We start from the raw sequence: 23,373 nt of genomic DNA, 5'->3' as shown, positions 1-23,373 counted from the left end.
CGGGGTGTTCGAGGCGCCGGACGGGGGTAAACGCCGCAATATTGAGGTTCTTCATCGATCCGGGAGCGGCAGATGACCTCCTTCGCAGCGTTCACCATCGTCGAACCCCGCAAAGCCTGGCCGATCGCCGCCGTCCGCGGCGTGTTCGCCGTGCTGTTCGGGCTCTTCGCGCTGATCTGGCCCGGCGCCACCGTGCTCGTCCTGGCGGTCCTTTACGGCGTGTACGCGATCGTCGACGGCGTCGGCGGCCTGGTGCAGGCGTTCCGCCCGGGTGACACCGCCCACCGCGTGGCCTACGGCGTCCTCGGCGCGCTCGGCGTCGTCGCCGGGATCCTGGTCCTGGTCTGGCCCGGCATCACCGTCCTGCTGCTGGCCCTGCTGGTCGGCTTCTGGGCGATCATCACCGGGATCGCCGAGATCGCCGCGGCGATCCGGCTGCGCAAGCAGATCCGCGGCGAGGCGTTCCTCATCGCGGCCGGCGCGATCTCCGTGCTGGCCGGCGTCCTCATCGTGATCAACCCGATCGCCGGCGCCTACGGCATCGCGTTGCTCGTCGGGATTTACGCGCTGCTGTACGGGATCGTGCTGTTGGTGCTCGCCTTCCGCCTGCGGAAGCTGGCCGCCTGAGTACCGTGCGGGGGTGTCGACCCGCGAACTGGTGGTGCTGGGCACCGCGAGCCAGGTGCCCACGCGCCACCGCAACCAGAACGGCTACCTCCTGCGCTGGGACGGCGAGGGCATCCTCTTCGACCCCGGCGAAGGCACCCAGCGCCAGATGCTGCGGGCCGGCGTCGCCGCCACGGACATCACGCGGATCTGCCTCACGCACTTCCACGGCGACCACAGCCTCGGCCTGCCCGGGGTGATCCAGCGGCTCTCGCTGGACAAGGTGCCGCACCCGGTGCACGCCCACTTCCCGGCGTCCGGCGCGCACTACTTCGCGCGGATGAGGCACGCGACGGCGTTCTACGAGCAGGCCGACCTGCGGGAACACCCGATCGTCGCGGACGGCCCGCTCGCCACCGGCAAGTTCACCCTCGAGGCCCGGCGGCTCAGCCACCCCGTCGAGGCGTTCGGCTACCGGCTGACCGAGCCCGACGGCCGCACCATGCTCCCCGAGCGGCTGGCGGAACACGGCATCGCGGGCCCCGACGTCGGCCGGCTCCAGCGGGAAGGGCGCCTGGGGACGACGAAACTCGAAGACGTCAGCACGCCACGGCCCGGCCAGCGGTTCGCGTTCGTGATGGACACCCGGCTGTGCGACGCGGTGTACGCGCTCAGCGAAAACGCCGACACCCTCGTGATCGAGTCGACCTTCCTCGCCGAGGACACTTCCCTGGCGAAGGACTTCGGCCACCTGACCGCGCAGCAGGCCGCGCGCGTCGCCGCCGAGTCCGGCGTCCGGCAGCTCGTCCTGACCCACTTCTCGCAGCGCTACACCGATCCGGAGCGCTTCGAAGCCGAAGCGCGGGCCGAGTTCGACGGCGAGATCGTGGTGGCGCAGGACCTGGAGCGGGTCCAGGTGCCGAAAAGACGTTCTTCGCCGATCGGCCACGGCGAGCCGTAGGCTGCATCTCGTGAGCCAGCCGATCCTGATGACCGTCGACGACGATCCCGCCGTGTCCCGCTCGGTCGCCCGTGACCTGCGCCGGCGCTACGGGAAGGACTACCGCGTCATCCGCGCCGACTCCGGTCCGGACGCCCTCGACGCGCTGCGCGAGATCAAGCTGCGCGGCGACGCCGTCGCGGCGATCCTCGCCGACTACCGGATGCCGCAGATGGACGGGATCGCCTTCCTGGAGAAGGCGATGGACCTGTTCCCGCACGCCCGCCGCGCCCTGCTGACCGCCTACGCCGACACCGACGCCGCGATCCAGGCGATCAACGTCGTGGACGTCGACCACTACCTGCTCAAGCCGTGGGACCCGCCGGAGGAGAAGCTCTACCCGGTCATCGACGCACTGGTCGAGACCTGGAAGGCCGTCGGCGACAAACCGGTCGAAGAGGTCAAGCTCATCGGCCACCGCTACAACTCGCCGTCGTTCCACCTGCGGGACTTCCTCGCGCGCAACGCGGTCCCGTACCGCTGGTACTCGGTCGACGACGACGAGGGCGGCCGGATCCTGCAGGCCGCGGAGGCGACCGACAAGGACATCCCGGTGGTCGTCACCCCGGACGGCACCGTCCTCAAGAACCCGGCCGGCAGCGAGATCGCCGACGCGGTCGGGTTGTCGACCCGGCCGGCGCAGGAGTTCTACGACCTCGTCGTCATCGGCGGCGGCCCGGCCGGCCTCGGCGCCGCGGTGTACGGCGCCTCCGAAGGCCTGCGCACGGTGCTCGTCGAGAAGAAGGCCACCGGCGGCCAGGCGGGCACGAGCTCGCGCATCGAGAACTACCTCGGCTTCCCCGACGGCGTTTCGGGGGCGCAGCTGACCGACCGGGCCCGGCGCCAGGCGCAGAAGTTCGGCGCCGAGGTGCTGACCGCCCGCGACGTCGTCGGCCTGGAGGCCCGCGGCTCGTCGCGGGTGCTCACCTTCGGCGACGGCAGCGAGATCGCCGCCCACTCGGTGATCCTCGCCAGCGGCGTCAACTACCGCGCCCTCGAGGCCGACGGCGTGGAGGAGCTCACCGGCCGTGGCGTCTACTACGGCTCGGCCGCGACCGAGGCGCCCGAGTGCAAGGGCGAACACGTCTACATCGTCGGCGGCGCCAACTCCGCCGGGCAGGCCGCGGTGTTCTTCTCCAAGCACGCCAGCGACGTCACGATCCTGGTGCGCGGCGCGTCGCTGGAGGCGTCGATGTCGCACTACCTGATCGAGCAGATCGCCGGCATCGGCAACATCCACGTCCGCACCCACACCACGGTCAAGCAGGTGCACGGCGAAGGCCACCTCGAGCGGCTCACCCTGTGCGAGAACGGTGTCACCGAAACGGTCGAGACCGGGCACCTGTTCATCTTCATCGGCGCCGCCCCGCGCACCGACTGGCTCGGCGAGGCCATCCACCGCGACGAGCACGGCTTCGTGTGCACCGGGCCGGACCTCCTGAGCGCCGGGCAGCGGCCGGCGGGCTGGCCGCTCGACCGTGACCCGCACTACCTCGAGTCGTCGATCCCGGGCGTGTTCGTGGCCGGTGACGTGCGGTCGCAGTCGGTCAAGCGGGTGGCGTCCGCGGTCGGCGAAGGCGCGATGGCCGTGACGCTGGTACACCGGTACCTGGAGGAACAATGAGCGCACTGCCGCGGGAAGAGCTTCGCGGCCTCTTCCTGTTCGAACACCTTTCCGAGGAGCAGCTCGACTGGGTCGCCGCCAACGCCGTGCTCGAGGAGTACGAGGGTGACTCCTTCGTGCTTCGCGAGGGCGACGAGGCGACCTGCTTCTACGTGATCCTGAACGGCGCCGTCCGGATGACGCGGCTGGTCAGCGGCACCGAGGTGGAGACCAACCGCTCCGACCAGCGCGGTGCCTACTTCGGCGCGACGCAGTTCTTCGTGCACCAGGGCGCCGAGCACCGCTACGGCGCTTCGGTGCAGGCGCTGAGCGACCTGACGCTGCTCGCGCTGCCCGCCGCGGAGTTCTCCGTCCAGTTCCGCAAGTGGTTCCCGATGGCAACGCACCTGCTGGAAGGCATGTACCTCGGCTGGCGCAACAGCGACACCGTGATCGGCTCCCGCCGTCGCCTGCTGGCCCTCGGCGAGCTCTCGGCCGGCCTGACGCACGAGCTGAACAACCCGGCCGCGGCCGCCGTCCGGGCGACGTCCGCGCTGCGCGAACGCGTCGCCGGGATGCGGCACAAGCTGGCCTTCCTGGCCAAGAAGGACATCGACCCGGAGCTGCTCTACCAGCTCATCGACGTCCAGGAACGCCTGGTCAAGCAGGTTGCGCAGGCGGAGAAGCTGACCGCGATGCAGCAGGCCGACCGCGAGGACGAGATCGGCGACTGGTTCGGCGACCGCGGCATCGACGGCGGCTGGGACCTCGCCGACATCTACGTCCGCGCCGGGCTGACCACGGCCGACCTGGACAACGTCCTCGAGCAGGTCGGCGACACCTTCATCGACGGCGCCGTCCGCTGGCTCGCCTACGCGCTCGAAACCGAGATGCTGATGGGCGAGATCGAGGACTCCACGACCCGGATCTCCGCGCTGGTCGGCAAGGCCAAGCAGTACTCGCAGATGGACCGGGCGCCGCACCAGTGGGTCGACGTCCACGACGGCCTCGACTCCACGCTCGTGATGCTGTCCGGCAAGATCGGCGGCGGCGTCCGCGTCGTCAAGGAGTACGACCGCACCCTGCCGAAGATCCCCGCGTACCCGGCCGAGCTGAACCAGGTGTGGACGAACATCATCGACAACGCCCTCGGCGCGATGAAGGGCGAGGGCACGCTGACGCTGCGGACGTGGCGCGTCGACGACCAGATCCGCGTCGAGGTCGGCGACACCGGTCCGGGCATCCCCGCGGACATCAAGCCGCGGATCTTCGAGCCGTTCTTCACGACCAAGGCGGTCGGCGAGGGCACCGGGCTGGGCCTGGACATCTCGTGGAAGATCGTCGTCGAACGGCACCAGGGCGACCTGCGCGTCGAGTCCGAGCCGGGGAACACCCGGTTCGAAATCTGCCTGCCGACGGTCGAACAGGCCTCGCTCTGATGGTTTCCGTCCCGACGGTCACGACCGAACTCGGGGCGCTGGTCGGGTTCGCGGGTGACGGCGTGCGCGTCTGGCGCGGGATCCCGTACGCCTGCCCACCGGTCGGCGAGCTGCGGTGGAAGGCGCCGCAGCCGCCGTCGCTGTCCGGCGGGGTGCACGTGGCGACCGAGTACGGGCCGCACGCGATGCAGGCGCCGGACCCGATGAACCCGTCCGCGGTGTGCGACGAGGACTGCCTGTACCTCAACGTCTGCACTCCCGAGGGACCCACACCCGAAGGCGGACGGCCGGTGCTGTTCTGGCTGCACGGCGGTGGTTACCGCGTCGGCCACGGCGAGCAGCTGGGCGACGGCGAGGAGTTCGCGCGCGCCGGGATCGTCGTGGTCACGATCAACTACCGGCTCGGTTCGCTCGGCTTCCTGCACCTCGGCGGCCTCTTCGGCGAGTCCGAAGCGGACGCCGGCGTCTGCGGGTTCCTCGACCAGGTCGAGGCGTTGAAGTGGGTGCGCCGCAACATCTCCGCGTTCGGCGGGGATCCCGCGCGGATCACCGTCTACGGCGTTTCGGCGGGCGCGAAGAGCGTCGGGAACCTGATGGGCAGCCCGCTCGGCGCGGGGTTGTTCGCGCAGGCGATCAGCAGTTCCGGCGGCGCGGACCACGTGGCGACGCCGGAAGCGGGGACGGCGCTGGCGCGGCGGCTGCTGGACGAGGTCGGCTGCCAGGACATCGCGGCTCTGCGGTCGTTGCCCGCCAAGGAGTTCGTCGAGGCGCAGGAACGGATCCTGAGCGGGTTCCAGGCGCTCTGGCTCTGGCGCCCGACCCTGCATCCGCGGGTGCTGCCCGAGGTGCCGATCGGGCCGATCCGAAGGGGGAGCGCGGCCGGTGTTCCGCTGCTCATCGGCAACAACAGCAACGAGGGCAGCACGTACGCGATGATGCTCGGCGACGACGTCGCGACAGCCCCGGCGTCCGATGTGCTCGCGAGCATCCTCGGCGAAGAAGGCGCTTCACGGCTTCTCGAGACGTACCTTCGCCGTGTCCCCGGCCTGAAAGCCGCGCGGATCGCCGCGATGGGCGACGAGCGGTACGGCGTCCCGACGCAGCGGCTCGCCGACGCGCAGTCCACGCACGCGCCCGTTTACCGGTACCGGATCGACATCGCCGCGCCCGGGGTGCCCGAGCAGCTCGACGGCGGCCACGGGACCGAGACGACCATGGCGTGGAAGACCCCGCTCCCGCTGTACGCGGAAGCGACCGACGTGAACCCCGCCCGCGAGCGCGCGGCGTTGCTCATCCACCGCTGCTGGGTGCGGTTCGTGCACGACGGCGTCGCGTCCGCCGACGGTCCCGAATGGCCGCCGTACGGTCCCGAACTGCGGCCGGTGATGGTTTTCCGGGAAGACACGGATCTGGTGCTCGACCCACGGGCGGACGAGCGAAAAGCCTGGGGCGACGCGGAATGGGCGTCCGGGACCTGGTTCCCGGTGACCTGAGACCGTTCCTTCACCCGCTGTTCACTTCGAACCGGCCCCTTACCGCGTCAAATGGGCGAAGGCGGCTGAGGGGAGTGGCTCGTGAAACGCCGGGTGTCGATCGGACTGGCCGTGGTGCTCCTGCTGGCCGTCGTGGCGGTGATCGTGTGGGGGCGCGGGGAAGACACCGCCCAAGGCGCCACGACCGTGCGCGGCGTGATCGGGTCGGAGAAGCAGGCCTTCTTCACCGACCAGCGCGTCGTCGACGCCTTCGCCCGCCACGGGCTGAAGGTCGAGGTCGACACGGCCGGTTCGCGGCAGATCGCGACGACCGTGGACGTCGGGAAGTACGCGTTCGCCTTCCCGTCGTCGTCGCCGGCCGCCCAGAAGATCCAGCGCGACCGCAAGGTCACCACGGTGTACACGCCGTTCCAGTCGCCGATGGCGATCGCGAGCTTCGAGCCGATCGTGGCTCTGCTGCGCGCGAACGGGGTCGTCCGCAAGGGTGCCGGTGACTACGACGTCCTCGACGTCGCGAAGTACCTGGAGCTGGCGGGAACGCGCTGGGACCAGCTGCCCGGCAACACCGCCTACCCGGCCCGCAAGAACGTCCTGGTCACCACGACCGACCCGCGGGAGTCGAACTCCGCGGCGATGTACCTGTCGATCGTTTCCTTCGTGGCCAACGGGAACGCCGTCGTCAGCACGCCGGAGCAGGAGGCGAAGGTGCTGCCGTCGGTGGCGAAGCTCTTCCTCGATCAGGGGTACACGCAGAACAGCACCGAAGGGCCGTTCGAGGACTACCTGTCCGCGGGGATGGGCAAGACACCACTGGCGCTGATCTACGAGTCGCAGTTCGTGGACCGGGTGGTGCGCGGCGACGGGTCGATCCGGCCGGACATGCGGATGCTCTACACCGCTCCGACGGTGTATTCGAAGCACACGCTGGTGCCGTTGACGCCCGGCGGTGACAAGGTCGGGCAGCTGCTCGCGACCGACCCCGAGCTGGGCCGCCTCGCGGCGACGTTCGGCTTCCGCACCACCGACCCGAAGCGCTTCGCCGAGGTCGCCGCGCGGGCGAAGGCGCCGGCCGACCTCGTGGACGCGATCGAGCCGCCGTCGTTCGAGACCCTCGAGCGGCTGCTCGACGCCGTCGGCAAGCGGTACTGACATGGACGGGCTGACGCCGGTCACCGCCATCCCCGCCGAGCGCGCCGCGGGGCTCGTGACGCTCGGGGACGACACCCGGGCCGAGATCGCCGCCCGAGCCGACGTCTTCGCTTCGCGGCTGGAGGCACTCGACGTCCGTTCGCCCGAGTTCACCGATCTCCTGGACGACCTGCTGGCCGTCGGCGAGGCCGACATGCGCGCGGCCGCCGGCGTCGCCGGGGCGATGCTGGACCGCTCCCTGCGTGGCGCCGCTTCCCCGCAGGAGCAGGTCACGACGAGCCTGGCCGGGCTGCGCCGGACCGTCGCCGAGCTGGACCCGGCGAAGCTGCCGCTCACCGGGCGGAAGCTGCTGGGGGTGTTCCCGCTGGCGGGCAGTGCGAAGCGGGCACTCGACCGGTACCACGCGGCGAACGAGCCGGTGAACGCCCTCGTCCTCGACCTGCGCACGCGGCAGGACCGGTTGCGGCGCGACAACGCCGCGATCAAGGGCGAACGCGGGCGGCTGTGGAAGGTGCTGGGGAAGCTCGCCGAGGCGGCCGCGTTCGCCGAAGCCGTCGACGCCGCCATCGAGCGGCAGGCTTCGGTCTTCGACCTGGCCGACCCGCTGCGCGCGCAGGCCCTGCGCGGCGACGTCCTGTACCCGATCCGGCAGCGGCACCAGGACCTGCTCACGCAGCTGGCCGTGAGCGCACAGGGGTACCTCGCGCTGGACCTGGTGCGCCGCACCAACGACGAGCTCATCCGCGGCGTCGAACGGGCGGTGTCGACGACGGTGTCCGCGCTACGCGTCGCGCTGCTCGTCTCGGCCGCCCTCGCGGGACAGCGAGACGTCCTCGACGAGGTCGCCGCCCTGCAGGCGACCACCGACGGGCTGATCCGCGCCAACACCGAGCTCCTGGACCTGCAGTCCGCGGAGATCCGGAAAGCGAGCAGCGATCCGGCCGGCGCGGTCGGCACGCTCCGCGAGTCGTTCGACCGGATCTACGCCACGATCGACGCGATCGACGGGTTCCGCGCCGACGCCGTCCGCACGATGGCCGTCACGGTCGAGTCGCTGTCCGGCGAGATCCGCCGGGCCGAGGACCACCTGCGCCGTTCACACGAGGGGGACCGATGAGGAAGGTTTTGGCGCTCTGCTTGGGCGTGTTGCTGCTGGCGGGGTGTTCGGACCCGTCCTCCGCGCCGCTGGGGGAGCCTGAGCCGGGGACGCTCAGGGTGCTCGCGGGCAGCGAGCTGGCGGACCTGCAGCCGGTGCTCGACGAGGCCGCGAAGGCCATCGGGATCAAGGTCAAGTTCACCTTCACCGGGACCCTCGAAGGTGCCGAAGCGCTGGCGAACGGCAGTGTCGACGGCCGGTACGACGCCGTGTGGTTCTCTTCCAACCGGTACCCGGCAAGCATTCCCGAGGCGGCGAAGCGGCTCGGGAACCAGGTGAAGATCATGAGTTCGCCGGTGGTGCTGGGCCTGGCCACCTCGGTCGTCCAGCGGCTGGGCTGGGCCGGCAAGCCGGTCAGCTGGGGCGAGATCGCGGCGCAGGCGGGGAAGAAGGCGTTCAGCTACGGGATGACGGACCCGTCGGCGTCGAACTCCGGGTTCTCGGCACTGGTCGGCGTCGCGTCGGCGCTGGCGGGCGCGGGCAACGCGATCGACGCCCAGCAGATCGCTTCGGTCACCCCGCAGCTGACGCAGTTCTTCAGCGCGCAAGCGCTCTCGGCGGGGTCTTCGGGCTGGTTGTCCGACGCGTACACGCGGCGCGCCACCGGCCAGGACCCGGGGCAGAAGGTCGACGGGCTGGTCAACTACGAGTCCGTGCTGCTGTCGGCGAACGCCTCCGGGAAACTGCCCGAACCGTTGACGCTGATCTACCCGAGCGACGGCGTCGTCACGGCGGACTACCCGCTTTCCCTGCTGGCGGACGCCGGTTCCGACGCGCGTTCGGCCCACCAGCGGCTCTCGGACCACCTGCGGACGCCGGAGATCCAGCAGCGGATCATGGAGACCACCGGGCGGCGGCCGGTCGTGCCCGGGGTCGCGCTGGGGCCGCAGTTCACGCAGCGCGACCTGGTCGAGCTGCCGTTCCCGGCGACGCAGCAGGCCGTCGACGCGTTGCTGTCGGCCTACTTCGACAAGCTCCGGCGGCCTTCGCGGACGCTGTACGTGCTCGACACGTCCGGTTCGATGGCGGGCGACCGGATCGGCTCGCTCCGGGCCGCCCTGGTCGGGCTGACGGGCGCGGACACGTCGCTGACCGGCCGGTTCCGGCGGTTCCGGAGCCGGGAGGAGGTGACGATGCTGCCGTTCAACACCGGGCCCGGAGCGGCGCGGACGTTCACCGTGCCGGAGCAGGACCCGCAGGGTGAGCTGGGCCGGATCAAGGCGTTCGCCGACGGCCTGGAGGCGCGCGGCGGGACGGCCATCTACGACAGCCTCACGCGGGCGTACCGGGTGCTGGAACCGCTGGCCGCCAAGGATCCCGACCGGTTCACCTCGATCGTGCTGATGACCGACGGCGAGAACGCGAACGGCTCGTCGTTGCCGGATTTCCTGACGTCGTTCGCGGTGCTTCCGCCCGCGATGAAACAGGTCCCCGTGTTCACGGTCTTGTTCGGCGAAGGCAGCAGCGACGAGCTGACGCAGGTCGCCACCCGCAGCGGCGGGAAGGTGTTCGACGCGCGGAACGTCCAGCTGTCCCGGGTGTTCCAGGAGATTCGCGGGTACCAGTGATGCTGCGTTATCTGGGATCGACCAAGAACCTCGCCGGCTGCGTCGGCGGGCTGGCCGGCATTGTGCTGTACCTGACCGGGGTCGTGGGTTCGTTCTGGTGGGCGGTCGTGGTCGCGCTGTACCTCGCGGGGGCGCTGCTGGCGCCGGGGGAGAAGGTCAAGCTCGTTCCGGACACGACCGAACGACTGCGGGATTCCCTGGACTCGCTGGTGGCTTCGGTGTCTTCGTCCTCGATGCCGCCGTCTACTGTGGACACGGTACGGCGGATCGCCGAGGTGCTCGCCGACCTGCTGGCCAAGCCGGCGCGCCTGGCGGCCGATCCCGATCTGCAGCACGCCGTCGTCCGGCTGGCGCAGACCGATTTGCCGCTGTCGCTGGAGACTTACCTGAACCTGCCGTGGTGGTTTGCGGCCCGGCGCACGAACGCGGGGGAGGAACTGGTGGCACAGCTCGGGTTGCTCGAAGCCGAGGCCCACCGCGTGGCGGAGCGGTTCTACTCGGCCGACGTCGACCGGCAGGCCGATCACACCCGGTACTTGCGGGAGCGGGACGGCTGATTTCGGTGCGGTCACAGGGTTTCCAGGTGTACCCGTGTGAGTGATGAGTTCGAACGCGCGTTCGAGTAGCTTGGTCGATGTGAGCCAATTCGGCTCCCGTCGGCAAAAGGGGGAGAAACTATGGACGCGCGCCCAGTATCGGCAGGGTCAGAGTCATGGCTGCGGTGGTCAGCCAGCTCAGCAGATCCGTCAGGGGAATGCGGGAAAGGCGTTCCGGCCATTCCTCCGCCACTGTGTGCAGCACGAGCTCGTCGTGCCGTGGCTCCACCTTCGTCAGTTTCAAGCCGGGCGGGAGTTCCGGCAGCGGAAGCACGATGGGCTGAAAGCGCCGGGGCGGCCGCAGCTGCCGCTGTCCGATGTGGAGGGTCTGCGGCACGAGCACCACGCCGTCGTCCGCCACCTGCGGGCGAAGGGTCAGGTGGCCCCAATGGGGTCGCTTGGCCCAGTGGATCCGCAGCAGGCCGCCGTCGTCCGGGGTCGCGACGATCCCGGGGCGGGCTTTCGCCACCCGGTCCCGCAGCACGTCGGCGGAGACGGCGATCGCCAGCTGCACCCGCGCGGGTTTGGCGGCCGGCGTGGGCAGCGAGCGGAGGCGGACGTCTTCGGCGAGCACGGTGACACGGCGCAGCGGGATGCTGCCGGGCTCGCCGCCGTCTTCGGCGTCCGGCTCCGGCCAATCGACGTCCTCGGCGACGATCCGGACGTCGCCGAGGCGTCCGGTGGCCAGCCGGAAGCTGTCGGCCGGGTAGTCGAGCTCGGCGAGGGTGAGGCCGACTTCGCGGTCGCCCACCTTCGCCGTCAGCCTGCGCCCGACGAGCTGCTCGGTGACAGTGCGCGCCAAGGCGGCCGGCGTGACCGGGACGTTCGGCAGCAGCGAACGCCCGGCCGCGGCCAGCCCGGCCAGCTCGGGCCAGGGTGACCAGCCGTCGAACCACCTGCCGTCGCTCATCCGTCCAGTGTCGCCCAAGGACACCGTCGGCGGCGACGGCGGGTGGTTCGCGGGTGGCTCAGCGGATCGTCTCCGGTCACCGGCCCGCGAAGCGGGCGATGATGCCGGTCACGACCAGCCAGAACACCGCGGCCAGGCCGAAGTCGAGGATCACGGCCAGGCTCGGGCTGTCGACCGGGAACAAACCGGGCCAGAACAGAGCGAGAGGAACCGCCAGTGACTTGATGAACTGGAAGAAAGCATTGCCGGCGTTGGCACCGGCGAGCACCATGATCATGTAGAGAACTTCGATCCCCGCGAAGATCGCGCCGATCGCCGTGATGACCCGCACGGCCGTGTTCCGTCTGGTGGTGGTTCGCCAAGGAGACATGCCGCAAAATTCCCGGATCGGGTGACCGATCAAACGCTCCAACCCCCAGATTGCGCCGTTCGGCCGCTTCTCTTGCTCTCCGTCAGCGCTTCGGAGCAGCCAGTGAGCAACCGAGCGCGGTCCCGCCCGCCGGCTTCCGAGTGCCGTCCATCCGGGTACGCGCGCCGTCCGCCTGGGTACGGGCGCCGTCCGTCCGGCTGCTGGCCGGGGGTTGTGTGGGTCGTCGGTCTTGGTGCGGTTGCTGGCCGCGGGCTGCGCGGGTCGTCGGTCCCGATCCGACTGCCGTCCGCAGGGCTGCGGGTGCGGTCCGTCTTGGTCCGGCTGCGCGTGTGGTCGTCTCGGTTCGACTGCGGGTAGGCGCGGCGGCGGCCCGTCCGCGCCCCCGTCGGCTGCTCACCGAGCATGCGGCGGCCGGCTCGGTGCCGAATGGCGAGCCGGAGGGCCCGCCTGCGGGTGCCGGTCAGCGGCGAGGCCCGGCAGCGCGAATCGGCGGCGAGCTCCGTCCGGGACGCAACCCCACGGCACCTCGCCGGTTCGCCTAAGGCCGCACCGCCGCCGCCTCGCCGAGCAGGCGGGCGATGGCCCAGTCCTGCACGGCGAGCCCGACGGACTTGAACACGGTCCGCCCGGTCACCGCCGGGGGCGTGAGCAGGGCCGAGCCCAGCTCGACCAGGTCGGCCCGGTCCAGCAGCCCGGCGTCGACGGCGTGGATCACCTCACCGGCCTCCTCGAGCGCCGCGCCGGCCTGATCCACCACCACGCACCCCGCGGTGGCGAGCAGTTCGGCCGGCAGTTCCCGCATGGACGGCCGGTACGACCCGATCGCGTTGACGTGCACGCGTTCCGGCAAGTCATCGGCAGCGAAGAGAGGAGAACCGGACGAAGTAGCACAACACACGATCTCCGCGTCCGACACCGCGTCCGGGGCGCTCGACGCCACCCGTACCGTCACCTCCGGGAATTCGGCGCGCAACCGGTCGGCCAGCGCCTGCGCGCGCGAGCGGTCGCGGCCGAACACCGCCACGTGCCGCACCGGGCGCACCGCTGCCACGGCGCGCACCTGGTCGGCGGCCTGGGCTCCGGTGCCGAGCAGGGCCAGGCGGCTCGCCGAGGGCGGGGCGAGCAGGTCCGTGGCGACGCCGGACACCGCGCCGGTGCGCAGGGTGGTGACCTCGACGGCGTCGGCGACCACCTGGCCGTCGGTGGTGTTCCACACCAGCGTGCCCAGGATCGTCGGCGTCCGGCCGGGGACCAGGCTGAGCGACTTCACCACGGTCGTCGACGACGGGGTGTGGCAGGCGGTCATCACGAGCGTCGTGGCTCCGGCGAAGGACAACCGTTGCGGCACCACGAAACGGCCGGCGGCGAGGTCGAGGAACGCCTCGCGGACCGCTTCGACCGCGGCCGCCATCGGCACGGCCGTCCGGACGTCGTCGGCGTCGAACATGCGCGGCCCTCCGGTGTCGGGTCTGCCGCTAGCCTGACGGGATGTCCGAGGCCACGCAAGATCCCGTCGAGGAGCAACGGTTCTTCCGCGACGACTGGTACGGGGAGGAGATCACCGGGCGGCACTACGTGCGGTGCGAGTTCCACGAAGCCGACTTGTCGGAGGCGGTCACGCGGAACTCGGTCTTCACCGACTGCGTGTTCGGCAACGTGCGCTTCAACGCGTCGCGGCACACGGACTCGGCGTTCACCGGCTGCGCCTTCAAGCGGTGCAACTTCTTCGACGCCGAATTCACCGGGTGCAAGCTCGTCGGCGCCACGTTCACCGAGTGCGGGCTGCGGCCGTTGCGGGTCACCGGCGGGGACTGGTCCTTCGCCGGGCTGGCGGGCGCCGACCTGCGGACGGTCACCTTCCAGGGGGTCCGGATGCGGGAAGCCGACCTCACCGGGGCGAACTGCGCAGGCGCGGTCTTCGCCGACGTCGACCTGTCCGGGGCGCTGCTGCACGCCGTCAAGCTGCCGAAAGCCGAGCTGCGGGGCAGCGACCTGTCGGCGCTCGACCCGCTGAACGCCGAGCTGACCGGGGCGATCGTGTCACCCGAACAGGCTGCGGTGCTCGTCACGTCGCTGGGGCTGCGGGTCCGGGCGTAGGCTCGTCGCGATCGGGAAGGGAGAGCCGCATGGGTGTCGTGACACCGGGTTTCCAGGGCCGGGCGCGCAGTGGCAACCCGCGGCTGCCACCCGGGCAGTACCTGGCCGAAGACTTCCCGGTGCTGTCGGCGGGCCCGACCCCGCGCGTGCGCACCGAAACGTGGGAATTCACCGTCACCACCGAGGCGGGCGAGAAACACAGCTGGAACTGGGCCGAGCTGATGGCGCTGCCCAGCGAGAAGCCCACAGCAGACATCCACTGCGTCACCCAGTGGTCCAAACTGGACACCCGGTGGCGCGGCGTCTCGATCGACACGCTGGTCGGCGGGCTCGGCACCGAGGCCGACTACGTCATGGTGCACGCCTACGGCGGGTACACGACGAACCTGCCGCTGGCGGACCTGCTCGACGGGCAGGCCTGGATCGCCTACGAGTACGGCGGCAAGCCGCTGACCCCCGAGCACGGCGGCCCGGCGCGGCTGCTCGTGCCGCACCTGTACTTCTGGAAGTCCGCGAAGTGGGTGCGCGGGCTGGAGCTGAAGACCCGGGACGAACCGGGCTTCTGGGAGAACGCCGGCTACCACGACTACGGGGATCCATGGCGCGAACAGCGGTATCAGGGCGACTAGCCTGGCGGGTCGCCCGCCTGGCCGGATTCCGCGACGAGACGCCGACGGCCCGCACGCTCGTCTTCGACCTGCCCGGCTGGCCGGGACACCTGGCGGGGCAGCACGTCGACGTCCGGCTCACCGCCGCGGGCGGCTACTGCGCGCAGCGCAGCTATTCGCTCGCGGCGCCGGCGGACGGCGACCGGGTGGAGCTGACGGTGCAGCGCGTCGCCGACGGCGAGGTGTCCGAGCACCTCACCGGTCCGTACGCGATCGGCGACCCGGTCGAGATCCGTGGCCCGATCGGCGGCTGGTTCGCCTGGCGCCCGACGGACCCGGCCCCCGTGCTCCTGATCGCCGGCGGCTCGGGCATCGTCCCGCTGATGGCGATGATCCGCGCTCGCCGCGCGGCGGGCGTCCGCACGCCGTTCAAGCTGATCTATTCGCTGCGCACCCCGGCGGAGCTGTACTACGCGGACGAACTGCGCACGCCGGTGGCGGGCGTGGACGTGACGTACGTGTACACGCGCGAGCAGCCCGACGGCCGTCCGGGCCTGCCCCGCCGCATCGACGTGGCGACGATCAACACGGCGGGCTGGCCCGCGGAGTTCGGCGCGTCGTGCTTCGTCTGCGGCCCGACGGGTTTCGTGGAGACGGTGGCGGACATCCTGGTCGCCCTCGGCCACGACCCGCACCGCATCCGCACCGAACGCTTCGGCCCCAGCCGCGACTGACTGAACGACTCTTTCCTGGCGTCCGAGGTCAGGTGGCGTCCGGGCGGGTGAGCAGTTCGCGCAGGGTGGCCAGCAGCTCCCGGCGGTCCGCCGCGCCGAGCTTGCCCCGGATCCGGGCCATGTGGTGCTCCACCGTCTTGCCCGAAATGAACAGCTTGCTGCCCGCCTGCTTGTACGTCAGCCCCTCCACGATCAAGCGGGCCACCTCCAGCTCGCGCTCGCTCAGCGCCGCCAAGCCCGCGCCCGCCGCCGGTTCCGACGAGGCCCCGGGTTCGCGGCGGGCGGCTGTGCCCTGGAACTGGCGGGCCGCCTCCAGGAGCTGGACCATGGCCTTGCGGTCGGAGGTGCGGATGGCCGCCTGGCCGGCCAGGCGGGCCGCGTCCCAGCGCAGGCCGAGGTCGTGCAGCTCGGCCGCCGCGGCCGTGATGGCGTCCGGGTCGAAGGTTCCGCCCAGCACCGCCAGCCAGCCCTGGGCGGCCGTGGCCAGTGCGCGGGGGTGGCGGCCGCAGTGGGCGTGGGTGGTCAACGTGGCCAGGTGGGCCTTGACCGCGTCCGCGTCCTCCAGCGTGATGGCCGCGTGCAGCTCGTGCCAGACCAGTGAAACCGTCCACAGTGGAGGTTCGCCGAGCCGGGCGAGCAGGCCGTGGGCGCGTTCGAACTGGCCGGACAGCTTGGCGAACGCGCCGGTGCGGGCCGCGGCGATCGCCAGCTCGCCCAGTGGCAGCAACGTGAACAGGTCCGCCTGCTGCCGCATCGATGCCTGGTACGCCCGGTTCCACGACCGCTGCAGGCCGACGAGGTCGCTGGCCCGCCGCGCCAGGCCGAGCTCCAGCGTCGCGAAGAACAGCTCGTCACGCGCTTCGAGCGGCCGGCCCGCGACGGCGTCGCGGTGCTCCGCGGCCTTCGCCAGGTCGCCCGCCGTCATCGCGACCCAGCCCAGCAGCAGCCGGTGCCGCGCGGCCAGCAGGTCCCCGCCGATCCCGCCGTCGAGCGCGCGGGCGAGCACGGACTCCGCCAGCGCCAGCTCGCCCGTGTGCAACGCGACGAGGGCGGCCAGCGCGGCCGGGCTGTCCGGGAGCAACGTTCCGCCGAGCGCGGGCTCCAGCATCGCGGCCGCGCCCAGCAGCGTCGACAACGTCTCGGTCGCGCAGCCGGACACCGAATCGACGATGCCGCGGGCCATCCGGGTGGCCGCGCCGGCGAACAGCGTCGGTGCGACGCCGGGTGCGGGGGAGTCGAGCAGGCGCCGGGCGCCCTCGATATCGCCCGTGCCGACCAGGGCCGTCGCCGAGAACGCGTCGGCGCGCCCCGCCCAGTGGTACAGCTCGGCGCTGCGGGCCAGTTCGCCGCGGTGGGCCAGCACGGTCGCCGCGATGTCCGCACCCGCCGCCCGGGTTTCCGCGTCGGCGGCGCCGAGCATCCCGTCGCCGAGCCGCAGCGCCGTGTCGAGGTCGCCGGACAACGCGGCCGCGCGCGCCCAGCCCGCCGTGACGGCCGGAGAGCGGTCGCCCGCTTCGGCGGCGGCTTCGAACAACCGCGTCGCCAGCCGCGCGTCCGACGGCAGTGCTTCATTCGCCGCCGCGGCGAACGCGGCGGCGGCGGACGCGCCGGAGCTGCCCGTGCCGAGCAGGGACCGGGCCAGGTCGAGCACCGGGAGGCCGTTCGCCAGCTGCAGCTCGACGAGCCGCTGCACCGTCGTCAGCCGGCGCGCGGGCGGCCCGAAGTCGCGGACGGCGGCCGCGGCCAGCGGCAGGAGCGTGTCGTCGGGGGCGAGCAGGCCGGTCGCCCGGGCGCCCTCGACGATGGCGGGCAGCTGGTCGGGACGCCGGTCGAGCAACGCGCACAGCAGGTCGAGGTTGCGCCCGGCACCGGCTTCGGCCGCGATCAGGTAGCGGAGGACGTCGTCGTCGAGCTCGTCGAGCTCGGGCCGGAACTCCTCCAGCCGCCCGAGCAGCGCGCGCACGGCCAGCCGCGGCACCCCGCCGCTGCGGGCGTGCAGCGCGGCCGCGGCCGCCGGGTCGGCGGGCGAACCGGTCGCCGCGGACATCAGCCGCGCCACGTCTTCGACGCCGAGCGGGCCGAGCTGCAGCAGCGTCCAGCCGGGCGCCACCGCGGCCGGCCGGTGCGCGACGACGATCGGGCCGTCCGCGTCGGCGATCAGGTCCTCGAGCTGGTCGGGGCCGAGCCGGTCGGCGTCGTCGACCAGCACCGCGTCGACGCCCGCCTCGCGGTAACGGCGGTCGAGCGCGGCGAGCAGCACGCTCTTGCCGTAGCCGCCCGGGGCGACGACGGCGAGCCGCAGCGGGGCGGCCGGGTCGGCGGCGACGCGGTCGAGCAGCTGCCGCGCCGCCGGGTGCACGGGGACGGTGTGCGGCGCGGGAACCTGCGTGAGCAGTGTGTTCAACAGTGACCTTCACCGGAGGGGGCGCAGTGGCTCGGGGCAGGGGAGGGGGAAGCAGGCGACGGGCCGGCGGTGGCTTCACGGGCGGTGACGGTGATCACCACGGCCGAGACGGCCGCGGCCAGCACCAGGATCGCGGCGGCCAGCGGGCGCCGCCGCCGGAACAGGTTCAGCGGGCCGGTGCGCTCGGGCAGTTCGAACGGCGTGATCTCGACCGGCGGCCGTGGTGGCCGCTCGCCGAGCTCACCGAGCGTGTCCACCTTGGGGAGCAGGGTGGTTTCCACGGCGGGGGGTTCCTGGGGTGCGCCCCGGCCCTCGGCGCGTAGCGTCGCGATGGCGGCCGCGCCGAGGGCGGCGGTCGCCGGCGGAACCGGTCCCGCGAACATCGGGCACGGCGGCCGGGCCGGCGGCGCGTGCGGGGGGACGTCGCCGCAGAACACCACGCCGGCGAGCCCCTTGGGAGACGTCGAGGCGGCGCCGGCGAGGGCGAACAGGGTGCTCAGCGCGGCCGCCGGGGACACGCCTTCGGCGCTCTGCCCGAGCTGCCACCCACTCGCGCCGCTCGCCGTCGCCAGCGTCACGTTCACGCCGTCGGCGCCGAACTCGCAGACCCCGGCGACCTGGGCGCCGGGCCCGGGGACGGGCAGGTGCGCGCCGAGCGCCGCGATCGAGCCGGGGACCAGCGTGACCGCGGCGAAGCCGGCGTCGGCCAGTGCGCGGCGCAGCACGTCACGGCGGTAGCCACCCCAGTCGCCGGGGTGGGTCAGCACCAGGTGGTGCGGGGGGCCACCGAACAGGTTCGCGGCGTGCTCGGCGATCCCTTCGACGAGCACGGTGGTGAGCGTCTCGGGCGGGAACGGCTCCCCTTCGACGAGCATCGGGACGTCGTCGCCGATCCGCCGGTGGAAGCCGGTGAGCAGCCGGGACGGGACCTGCGCGCCCGCCTGCGCGGCGGCGTCGCCGGTGAGCAGGTACCCCTCGTCGTCGAGGAACAGCGCGGACGCCGCGGCGGGGGAGCGTTCACCCAGCCAGAGGGGTTCGGGCTCGCTCCAGCCGGGGCCCTGTCGGCGGCAGGTCGCGGCGTGGGTCCGGCCCTGGGCCACATCGATTCCGAGGACGTAGGGCAACGGCGCTTTCCTCCTCGCCTCGTGGCGGCCGATCGGGGGCATGAAATCCCCCTAGGGTTCCGGGCATCCTCACCCAAACGGGTTAGTCAGGCAAGGGTCTGGAGGGATTTAACCCAACTGAGCGCGTCTCGGATGAGCCCCTAACTCCCTAACGATGACATATCGATCCCCTATCGGCTGACCGGACTGCGACTCGGAGTGATCCCCGATGTGCGCTGGGGGACGGTCTCCCTACCTTGATCACGGAGCAGCGGTCCCTGCGGTCGCTGCTGTCCCCCGAACCACCGGATCTGGAGATACCCCATGGACTCCGTGCAGACGTTGCACGATTTCGCCCTCAACCTGCTCAACGACCCGACCGCGCTGGCGGCCTTCGGCACGGACCCGCAGGGTGCCCTCGCCGCCGCCGGTCTCGGTGACGTGAGCGCCGCCGACGTGCACGAGGTCATCCCGCTGGTGCTCGACTACGTGCCGGTCGACAGCCTCCCGGCCGTGGGCGGCCTCCCCGCCGTCGGTGGTCTGTCCCCGCTCGGCACCGACGCCACCGGCACCGACGCGGCCGGCATCCAGGGCGCGATCGACCAGCTCACCGCCCTCACCTCGGGCCTCGGCCTGCCGGCCACCTCGGGTCTGCCGGGCGTGGGCGACCTGGGCGTCGGCGAGCTCCCGGCCGTGGGCGAGCTGCCCGCCGTCCCGGGTCTCGACTCGCTGCCGGGTGTCAACGAGGTGACCAACGCCGCCAACGCGACCGCGCTGGCCGGCAACGTGGCCGGTGCGGTGCTCGGCGGCGACCTGGCCCACGGCCTCGACTCGGCGGCCCTGTCCAACCTGACCGCGGCCCCGGCCTACCTGACCGACCCGAACACCGGCATGGTCCCGCAGGCCGTTTCGGCCGCCGGCTCGGCCGTGTACGACGTCAAGGACCTCGGCGCCCACGCCAACTTCCAGGCGCACGACGTCGCCGGCCTCGCGACCGGCGCCGTCACCGGCACGGTCGAGCACACGACCGGCTCGCTCGGCAACGTCGGCGACTTCTCCGGCATCCTCAAGGGCGCGGGCGACGTCGACGTCCAGCACGTCACCGGCGAAGTTGCGGGCGCCGTCCACGGCCTCGGTGACGTCACCAACACCGTGACCTCGGCCACCGGCCTCGACGTCGACCACAACGTGGTCGGCAACGTCGGCGAGCTCGCGTCCGGCAACGGCACCGCCGTCCACGACGTGGTGTCCGACGTCACCGACGTCACCCACAACGCGCTGGGCAACCTGCACCTCGGCGGCATCGCCTCGGGCAACGACGTCCACATCGGGCACTGAGCCCCGAACCGGTCACCGGTGCCCGTCCCGCGGTCTGGGTGCAGCCGCGGGACGGGCACCCGGTGTGCGTACGGGGAGTGAACCGGGGACACTCGTCCATCGTGACCGCCCCGGCTTGGCTCGAAGTGCTCAACGAGACCCTGGACGCGTGCCGCACGCACGGCCGCGCCGATCTCGCCGAGCAGCTGCGCAGACGCCGGGACGCCCCGCCCGGGCAGACCCGGCTCGGCGTGCTCGGCTTTCCCAAACAGGGCAAGGGTTACCTGCTCAACGCCGTGCTGAACGCGCCGGTGTGCGCGGTCGGCGACGCCGCGACCCCCGCCGTGCCCACGGAAATCGCCTACGCCGCCGAACCCGCCGCGACCCTGGTCGGCCGGTCCCGCGAACGGATCCCCGTCGCGGTCGAACGGCTCACCGGCGAGCTCGGCGCCCGCCCCGCCGGCACCCTCAGCCGCGTCGAGGTCGGCGTGCCGCGGGAACTCCTCTCGGCCGGCCTGGTCCTGGTCGACACCCCGCCCGTCGGTGACCCGCGGTCACCACGCACCGCCGCGGCGCTGGATCTGCTTGCCGAAGCGGACGCCGTGATCCTCGTCTCCGACGCGACCGCGCCGCTGAGCGCCGCCGAACTCGCGCTCGCGCGGCACGTGCGCACCTGGTGCCCGCACGTCGTGCTGGCCCTCACGAAGATCGACGCCTGCCCCGGGTGGCGCGCGGTCGCCGAACGCGACCGCGCCATGCTCGGCGAGGCCGGGATCGACGCGCCCGTCCTGCCCGTTTCGGCCGTGGTGCGCCAAGCCGCCGCGAAGTCCGGTGACGCGGAACTCAACGCCCGCTCGGGGTTCCCGGAGCTGCTGGGCTGGATCGCCGAGCAGGCCGCGCGCCCGCCCGAGCAGTCCCGCGCGCTGCTCGCCGCGGTGGGCGTCCGCGCCGCCGCCGCCGAACTGGTCGAGTCGCTGCGCGACCGCATCGACACCGTCGCCCAAGACGCCGGGCTCGGCCAGGCCGCGCTGCTGCAGCGGGCCCAGCGCCGCGCCGACGACCTGCGCCGGCAGAACACCCGGTGGCAGAACCTGCTGTCCGACGAGATCACCGACCTGCTGTCCGACGCCGAGTACGACCTGCGCGAACGCACCCGCAAGATCGTCACCACGATCGACCGGACCTTCGACGAGGGCGACCCGGCGAAGGTGTGGGACGAATTCGCGCCCTGGCTGGACAACGCGCTGGCCGAGGCCGTCGACGTCAACTACACGTGGCTGGCCGACCGGGCGGAGTGGATCGCGCAGGCCGTGGCGGCGTGCTTCGGCGCCCAGTACGACCGCGCGCTGCCCGACCTGCGGCTCGACGGCTCGGGCGTGGAACACCTCGACGACGTCGGGCGGCCGAAGATCGAGAAGTTCAAGATCGGCCAGCAGGCCTTCACCGGGCTGCGCGGGTCCTACGGCGGCGTGCTGATGTTCGGCCTGGTCACCAGTCTCGCCGGGCTGCCGCTGATCAACCCGGTCTCGATCGGGGCCGGCGCGGCCTTCGCCGCGAAGACGATCAAGGACGAAGGCGGGATGCGGCTGCAGCGGCGCCAGGCCGTCGCCAAGCAGGCGGCGCAGCGGCACGTCGACGACGTCTTCCTGCGGTTCAGCAAGGAATGCCGCGACGCCATCCGCGTCGTCCAGCGGCGGCTGCGCGACCACTTCACCGGGCTGGCCGAGGAACTCGCCGACGAGCTGACGCACGAACGCGAGACGATCCTGGCCGGCACCGCCGAGCGGGAGCGGCGGACCGGGCACATCCGCCGCGAGATCGACCGGCTCGCCGGGCTGCACCAGCGCGCGGGCGAACTCGGCACGATCGCGGGACGGCAGCAGCGGCGGGAGCTTTCGGCGTGACCCAGGACGTCCGCGACCTGCTGCACGCCGCGGCCGGGCTCTACCGGGACGACCCGCGGGCTTCGGCTCTGCTGCACGACTGCCTCAATCGGCTGGAGCAGCCGCTGCGCGTCGCGTTCACGGGCGCGCCCTCGTCGGGGAAGACGACGCTCGCCGCGGCGCTCGGCGAATGGCCGACGCGGGCGCTGCGCGACATCGTGCTGCTGGACGACCCCGGCCCGGCCGACGACGTCCCGGACGCGACGGTCCGGCTGGTCCGCCACCTCGAACCGGACGAGCTCGCGGCCGCGCACCCGCCGGGCGGCTCGGCGTTCGCGCGGCAGAGCGCGGTGAACTCGGTGCTGGTGCTGTCCCGCGCCGACGAGGTCGGCGCGGGCCGGATCGACGCGCTGCTCACCGCGAAGCAGCTCGCGCGGCGCGCGTGGCGGGAAGACCCGCTGTGCACCGGCTTCCTGGGCGTGATCGCCGTCGCCGGGCAGCTCGCCTACGGCGGGCGGTCCTTGCGCGACGACGAGTTCGACCTCCTGGCGGCGTTCGCCGCGGTGCCGCGCGAGGAGCTGGAACGGCACGTGCTGTCGGTGGATTCGTTCACGGATCCGGCGTTCCCTGGCCCGATCCCGGTCGAGACGCGCCGGTCGCTGGTGGTGCGGTTCGGGATGTTCGGCGTCCGGCTGGCGCTCACGCTGATCCGCACCGGCTGCGACGACCGCGTCAAGCTCTCGGCGGAACTGGTGCGCCGCAGTGGGCTGGGCGAGCTGCGGGACACCCTCGCCGGGTGCTTCGTCGCGCGGGCCGAGGCGCTGCGGGCGCGGACGGCGATCATCCGGCTGGAGGCGCTGCTGGCCGCCCAGCCCCGCCCGGGCGGCGACCGGCTGATCTCCCGGGTGGAGCGGTTCGCCGCGGCGGCACACGACTTCCGCGAGCTGCGGCTGATCGCCGACATCCGCGGCGGCCGCACGGCGCTGTCGGGCGAGCCCGCCGAGGAAGCGGTCCGGTTGCTGGGCGCCCAGGGCACGACCCCGGCCGATCGGCTGGGCCTGGAACCGGACGCCGACCCGAACGAGATCTACGAAGCCGGCCTCGACGCGCTGCGGCGCTGGCGGCACGAGGCCGAGCGCCCGGACCGCCCGCACGCCGAACGGACGGCGGCGCACGTCGTGGTGCGGTCGGCCGAGGGGATGCTGGCGTTGTTCGCCTAGGGCGACCGAGCGGGAAAACACCGACCGGCCCGGCAGTTCGGGGCTCGTTGCCCGGTGTTGACGCCCGAGGCGGGGCAGCGCACCATAGACCGGTCTATGGTCCAGCGCCGGCCCGAA

Annotated in this window: 20 protein-coding genes; 15 read left to right on the top strand and 5 right to left on the bottom strand. The window is 72.4% G+C overall.

Translation table 11 applies throughout. From position 1 onward, the window contains the following. The first annotated feature begins 72 nt into the window (after positions 1 to 72). The 9 genes from ACLJQE_RS35850 to ACLJQE_RS35810 all read left to right on the top strand — a co-directional run bounded on the left by ACLJQE_RS35850 (position 73) and on the right by ACLJQE_RS35810 (position 10,571). Positions 73 to 627: an HdeD family acid-resistance protein gene (locus ACLJQE_RS35850; protein WP_410643994.1), complete on the top strand. Its 555-nt coding sequence runs from the start codon at positions 73 to 75 to the stop codon at positions 625 to 627. 13 nt (positions 628 to 640) lie between these two features. Then, positions 641 to 1,567, top strand: a complete 927-nt coding sequence (locus ACLJQE_RS35845) for a ribonuclease Z (RefSeq protein ID WP_410643993.1) — start codon at positions 641 to 643, stop codon at positions 1,565 to 1,567. Between the two features lie 10 nt (positions 1,568 to 1,577). Further along, positions 1,578 to 3,230 (top strand): FAD-dependent oxidoreductase, encoded by a 1,653-nt coding sequence (locus ACLJQE_RS35840; protein WP_410643992.1) that lies wholly within the window; start codon positions 1,578 to 1,580, stop codon positions 3,228 to 3,230. Further along, positions 3,227 to 4,648, top strand: a complete 1,422-nt coding sequence (locus ACLJQE_RS35835) for an ATP-binding protein (protein WP_410643991.1) — start codon at positions 3,227 to 3,229, stop codon at positions 4,646 to 4,648. Before ACLJQE_RS35840 ends, ACLJQE_RS35835 begins: the two co-directional genes overlap by 4 nt. After that, on the top strand, positions 4,648 to 6,141 hold the full coding sequence (locus ACLJQE_RS35830) for a carboxylesterase/lipase family protein (protein ID WP_410643990.1): 1,494 nt from the start codon (positions 4,648 to 4,650) through the stop codon (positions 6,139 to 6,141). The genes ACLJQE_RS35835 and ACLJQE_RS35830 overlap by 1 nt, the downstream gene beginning before the upstream one ends. An 81-nt stretch (positions 6,142 to 6,222) precedes the next feature. Beyond that, a complete protein-coding gene (locus tag ACLJQE_RS35825) occupies positions 6,223 to 7,290 on the top strand; it encodes a hypothetical protein (protein WP_410643989.1) in 1,068 nt (355 codons plus the stop codon). Between the two features lies 1 nt (position 7,291). Continuing rightward, entirely contained in the window at positions 7,292 to 8,407 is a 1,116-nt protein-coding gene (locus tag ACLJQE_RS35820; protein ID WP_410643988.1) for a toxic anion resistance protein, read from the top strand. Then, positions 8,404 to 10,014, top strand: a complete 1,611-nt coding sequence (locus ACLJQE_RS35815; protein WP_410643987.1) for an extracellular solute-binding protein — start codon at positions 8,404 to 8,406, stop codon at positions 10,012 to 10,014. The genes ACLJQE_RS35820 and ACLJQE_RS35815 overlap by 4 nt, the downstream gene beginning before the upstream one ends. Beyond that, entirely contained in the window at positions 10,014 to 10,571 is a 558-nt protein-coding gene (locus tag ACLJQE_RS35810; RefSeq protein ID WP_410643986.1) for a hypothetical protein, read from the top strand. The genes ACLJQE_RS35815 and ACLJQE_RS35810 overlap by 1 nt, the downstream gene beginning before the upstream one ends. Positions 10,572 to 10,689: 118 nt before the next feature. Here ACLJQE_RS35810 and ACLJQE_RS35805 read toward each other — a convergent pair whose 3' ends face one another. The 3 genes from ACLJQE_RS35805 to ACLJQE_RS35795 form a co-directional block, all read right to left on the bottom strand. Then, on the bottom strand, positions 10,690 to 11,520 hold the full coding sequence (locus ACLJQE_RS35805) for a hypothetical protein (RefSeq protein ID WP_410643985.1): 831 nt from the start codon (positions 11,518 to 11,520) through the stop codon (positions 10,690 to 10,692). Positions 11,521 to 11,596: 76 nt separating this feature from the next. After that, the gene (locus ACLJQE_RS35800) at positions 11,597 to 11,851 is read right to left on the bottom strand and encodes a hypothetical protein (protein WP_020643997.1); all 255 of its coding nucleotides are present in this window, start codon (positions 11,849 to 11,851) and stop codon (positions 11,597 to 11,599) included. Positions 11,852 to 12,428: 577 nt separating this feature from the next. Continuing rightward, positions 12,429 to 13,337 carry an ornithine cyclodeaminase family protein gene (locus ACLJQE_RS35795; RefSeq protein ID WP_410643983.1) on the bottom strand — a complete coding sequence of 303 codons (909 nt, stop codon included), beginning with the start codon at positions 13,335 to 13,337 and terminating at the stop codon, positions 12,429 to 12,431. Positions 13,338 to 13,378: 41 nt separating this feature from the next. Between ACLJQE_RS35795 and ACLJQE_RS35790 the strand changes: the two genes are divergently transcribed. Genes ACLJQE_RS35790 through ACLJQE_RS35780 form a run of 3 tightly spaced genes read left to right on the top strand, consistent with a single transcriptional unit; the run spans position 13,379 to position 15,329 of the window. Next, positions 13,379 to 13,987 (top strand): pentapeptide repeat-containing protein, encoded by a 609-nt coding sequence (locus ACLJQE_RS35790; RefSeq protein WP_410643982.1) that lies wholly within the window; start codon positions 13,379 to 13,381, stop codon positions 13,985 to 13,987. Between the two features lie 29 nt (positions 13,988 to 14,016). Then, entirely contained in the window at positions 14,017 to 14,616 is a 600-nt protein-coding gene (locus tag ACLJQE_RS35785) for a sulfite oxidase-like oxidoreductase (RefSeq protein ID WP_410643981.1), read from the top strand. Then, positions 14,586 to 15,329 (top strand): ferredoxin reductase, encoded by a 744-nt coding sequence (locus ACLJQE_RS35780; protein ID WP_410643980.1) that lies wholly within the window; start codon positions 14,586 to 14,588, stop codon positions 15,327 to 15,329. Before ACLJQE_RS35785 ends, ACLJQE_RS35780 begins: the two co-directional genes overlap by 31 nt. 28 nt (positions 15,330 to 15,357) lie before the next feature. On the opposite strand, the gene ACLJQE_RS35775 is transcribed toward ACLJQE_RS35780, so the two are convergent. Both ACLJQE_RS35775 and ACLJQE_RS35770 read right to left on the bottom strand, forming a co-directional pair. Then, entirely contained in the window at positions 15,358 to 17,733 is a 2,376-nt protein-coding gene (locus ACLJQE_RS35775) for a LuxR C-terminal-related transcriptional regulator (RefSeq protein WP_410643979.1), read from the bottom strand. Next, a complete protein-coding gene (locus tag ACLJQE_RS35770) occupies positions 17,730 to 18,857 on the bottom strand; it encodes a molecular chaperone DnaK (protein WP_410644170.1) in 1,128 nt (375 codons plus the stop codon). Before ACLJQE_RS35770 ends, ACLJQE_RS35775 begins: the two co-directional genes overlap by 4 nt. A gap of 303 nt (positions 18,858 to 19,160) precedes the next feature. Between ACLJQE_RS35770 and ACLJQE_RS35765 the strand changes: the two genes are divergently transcribed. The 3 genes from ACLJQE_RS35765 to ACLJQE_RS35755 all read left to right on the top strand — a co-directional run bounded on the left by ACLJQE_RS35765 (position 19,161) and on the right by ACLJQE_RS35755 (position 23,256). Then, a complete protein-coding gene (locus ACLJQE_RS35765; RefSeq protein WP_410643978.1) occupies positions 19,161 to 20,174 on the top strand; it encodes an IniB N-terminal domain-containing protein in 1,014 nt (337 codons plus the stop codon). A 101-nt stretch (positions 20,175 to 20,275) separates the two neighbouring features. Next, positions 20,276 to 22,057, top strand: coding sequence for an isoniazid inducible protein IniA (locus ACLJQE_RS35760; RefSeq protein ID WP_410643977.1), 1,782 nt, complete (start codon positions 20,276 to 20,278; stop codon positions 22,055 to 22,057). Next, on the top strand, positions 22,054 to 23,256 hold the full coding sequence (locus ACLJQE_RS35755) for a GTPase (RefSeq protein ID WP_410643976.1): 1,203 nt from the start codon (positions 22,054 to 22,056) through the stop codon (positions 23,254 to 23,256). The genes ACLJQE_RS35760 and ACLJQE_RS35755 overlap by 4 nt, the downstream gene beginning before the upstream one ends. The last annotated feature ends 117 nt before the right edge of the window (positions 23,257 to 23,373 follow it).

Origin of the sequence: Amycolatopsis sp. lyj-346, from assembly GCF_046548975.1 — a bacterium.
Lineage (GTDB): Bacteria > Actinomycetota > Actinomycetes > Mycobacteriales > Pseudonocardiaceae > Amycolatopsis.
This window is presented reverse-complemented; position numbering and strand designations above follow the sequence as displayed.

What these genes read in the sequence shown, in the direction of transcription:
- ACLJQE_RS35850 (WP_410643994.1), top strand. Translation starts at nt 73, where the DNA reads ATGACCTCCTTCGCAGCGTTCACCATCGTCGAACCCCGCAAAGCCTGG.
- ACLJQE_RS35835 (WP_410643991.1), top strand. Translation starts at nt 3,227, where the DNA reads ATGAGCGCACTGCCGCGGGAAGAGCTTCGCGGCCTCTTCCTGTTCGAA.
- ACLJQE_RS35830 (WP_410643990.1), top strand. Translation starts at nt 4,648, where the DNA reads ATGGTTTCCGTCCCGACGGTCACGACCGAACTCGGGGCGCTGGTCGGG.
- ACLJQE_RS35820 (WP_410643988.1), top strand. Translation starts at nt 7,292, where the DNA reads ATGGACGGGCTGACGCCGGTCACCGCCATCCCCGCCGAGCGCGCCGCG.
- ACLJQE_RS35815 (WP_410643987.1), top strand. Translation starts at nt 8,404, where the DNA reads ATGAGGAAGGTTTTGGCGCTCTGCTTGGGCGTGTTGCTGCTGGCGGGG.
- ACLJQE_RS35810 (WP_410643986.1), top strand. Translation starts at nt 10,014, where the DNA reads ATGCTGCGTTATCTGGGATCGACCAAGAACCTCGCCGGCTGCGTCGGC.
- ACLJQE_RS35805 (WP_410643985.1), bottom strand. Translation starts at nt 11,520, where the DNA reads ATGAGCGACGGCAGGTGGTTCGACGGCTGGTCACCCTGGCCCGAGCTG.
- ACLJQE_RS35795 (WP_410643983.1), bottom strand. Translation starts at nt 13,337, where the DNA reads ATGTTCGACGCCGACGACGTCCGGACGGCCGTGCCGATGGCGGCCGCG.
- ACLJQE_RS35790 (WP_410643982.1), top strand. Translation starts at nt 13,379, where the DNA reads ATGTCCGAGGCCACGCAAGATCCCGTCGAGGAGCAACGGTTCTTCCGC.
- ACLJQE_RS35785 (WP_410643981.1), top strand. Translation starts at nt 14,017, where the DNA reads ATGGGTGTCGTGACACCGGGTTTCCAGGGCCGGGCGCGCAGTGGCAAC.
- ACLJQE_RS35780 (WP_410643980.1), top strand. Translation starts at nt 14,586, where the DNA reads ATGGCGCGAACAGCGGTATCAGGGCGACTAGCCTGGCGGGTCGCCCGC.
- ACLJQE_RS35765 (WP_410643978.1), top strand. Translation starts at nt 19,161, where the DNA reads ATGGACTCCGTGCAGACGTTGCACGATTTCGCCCTCAACCTGCTCAAC.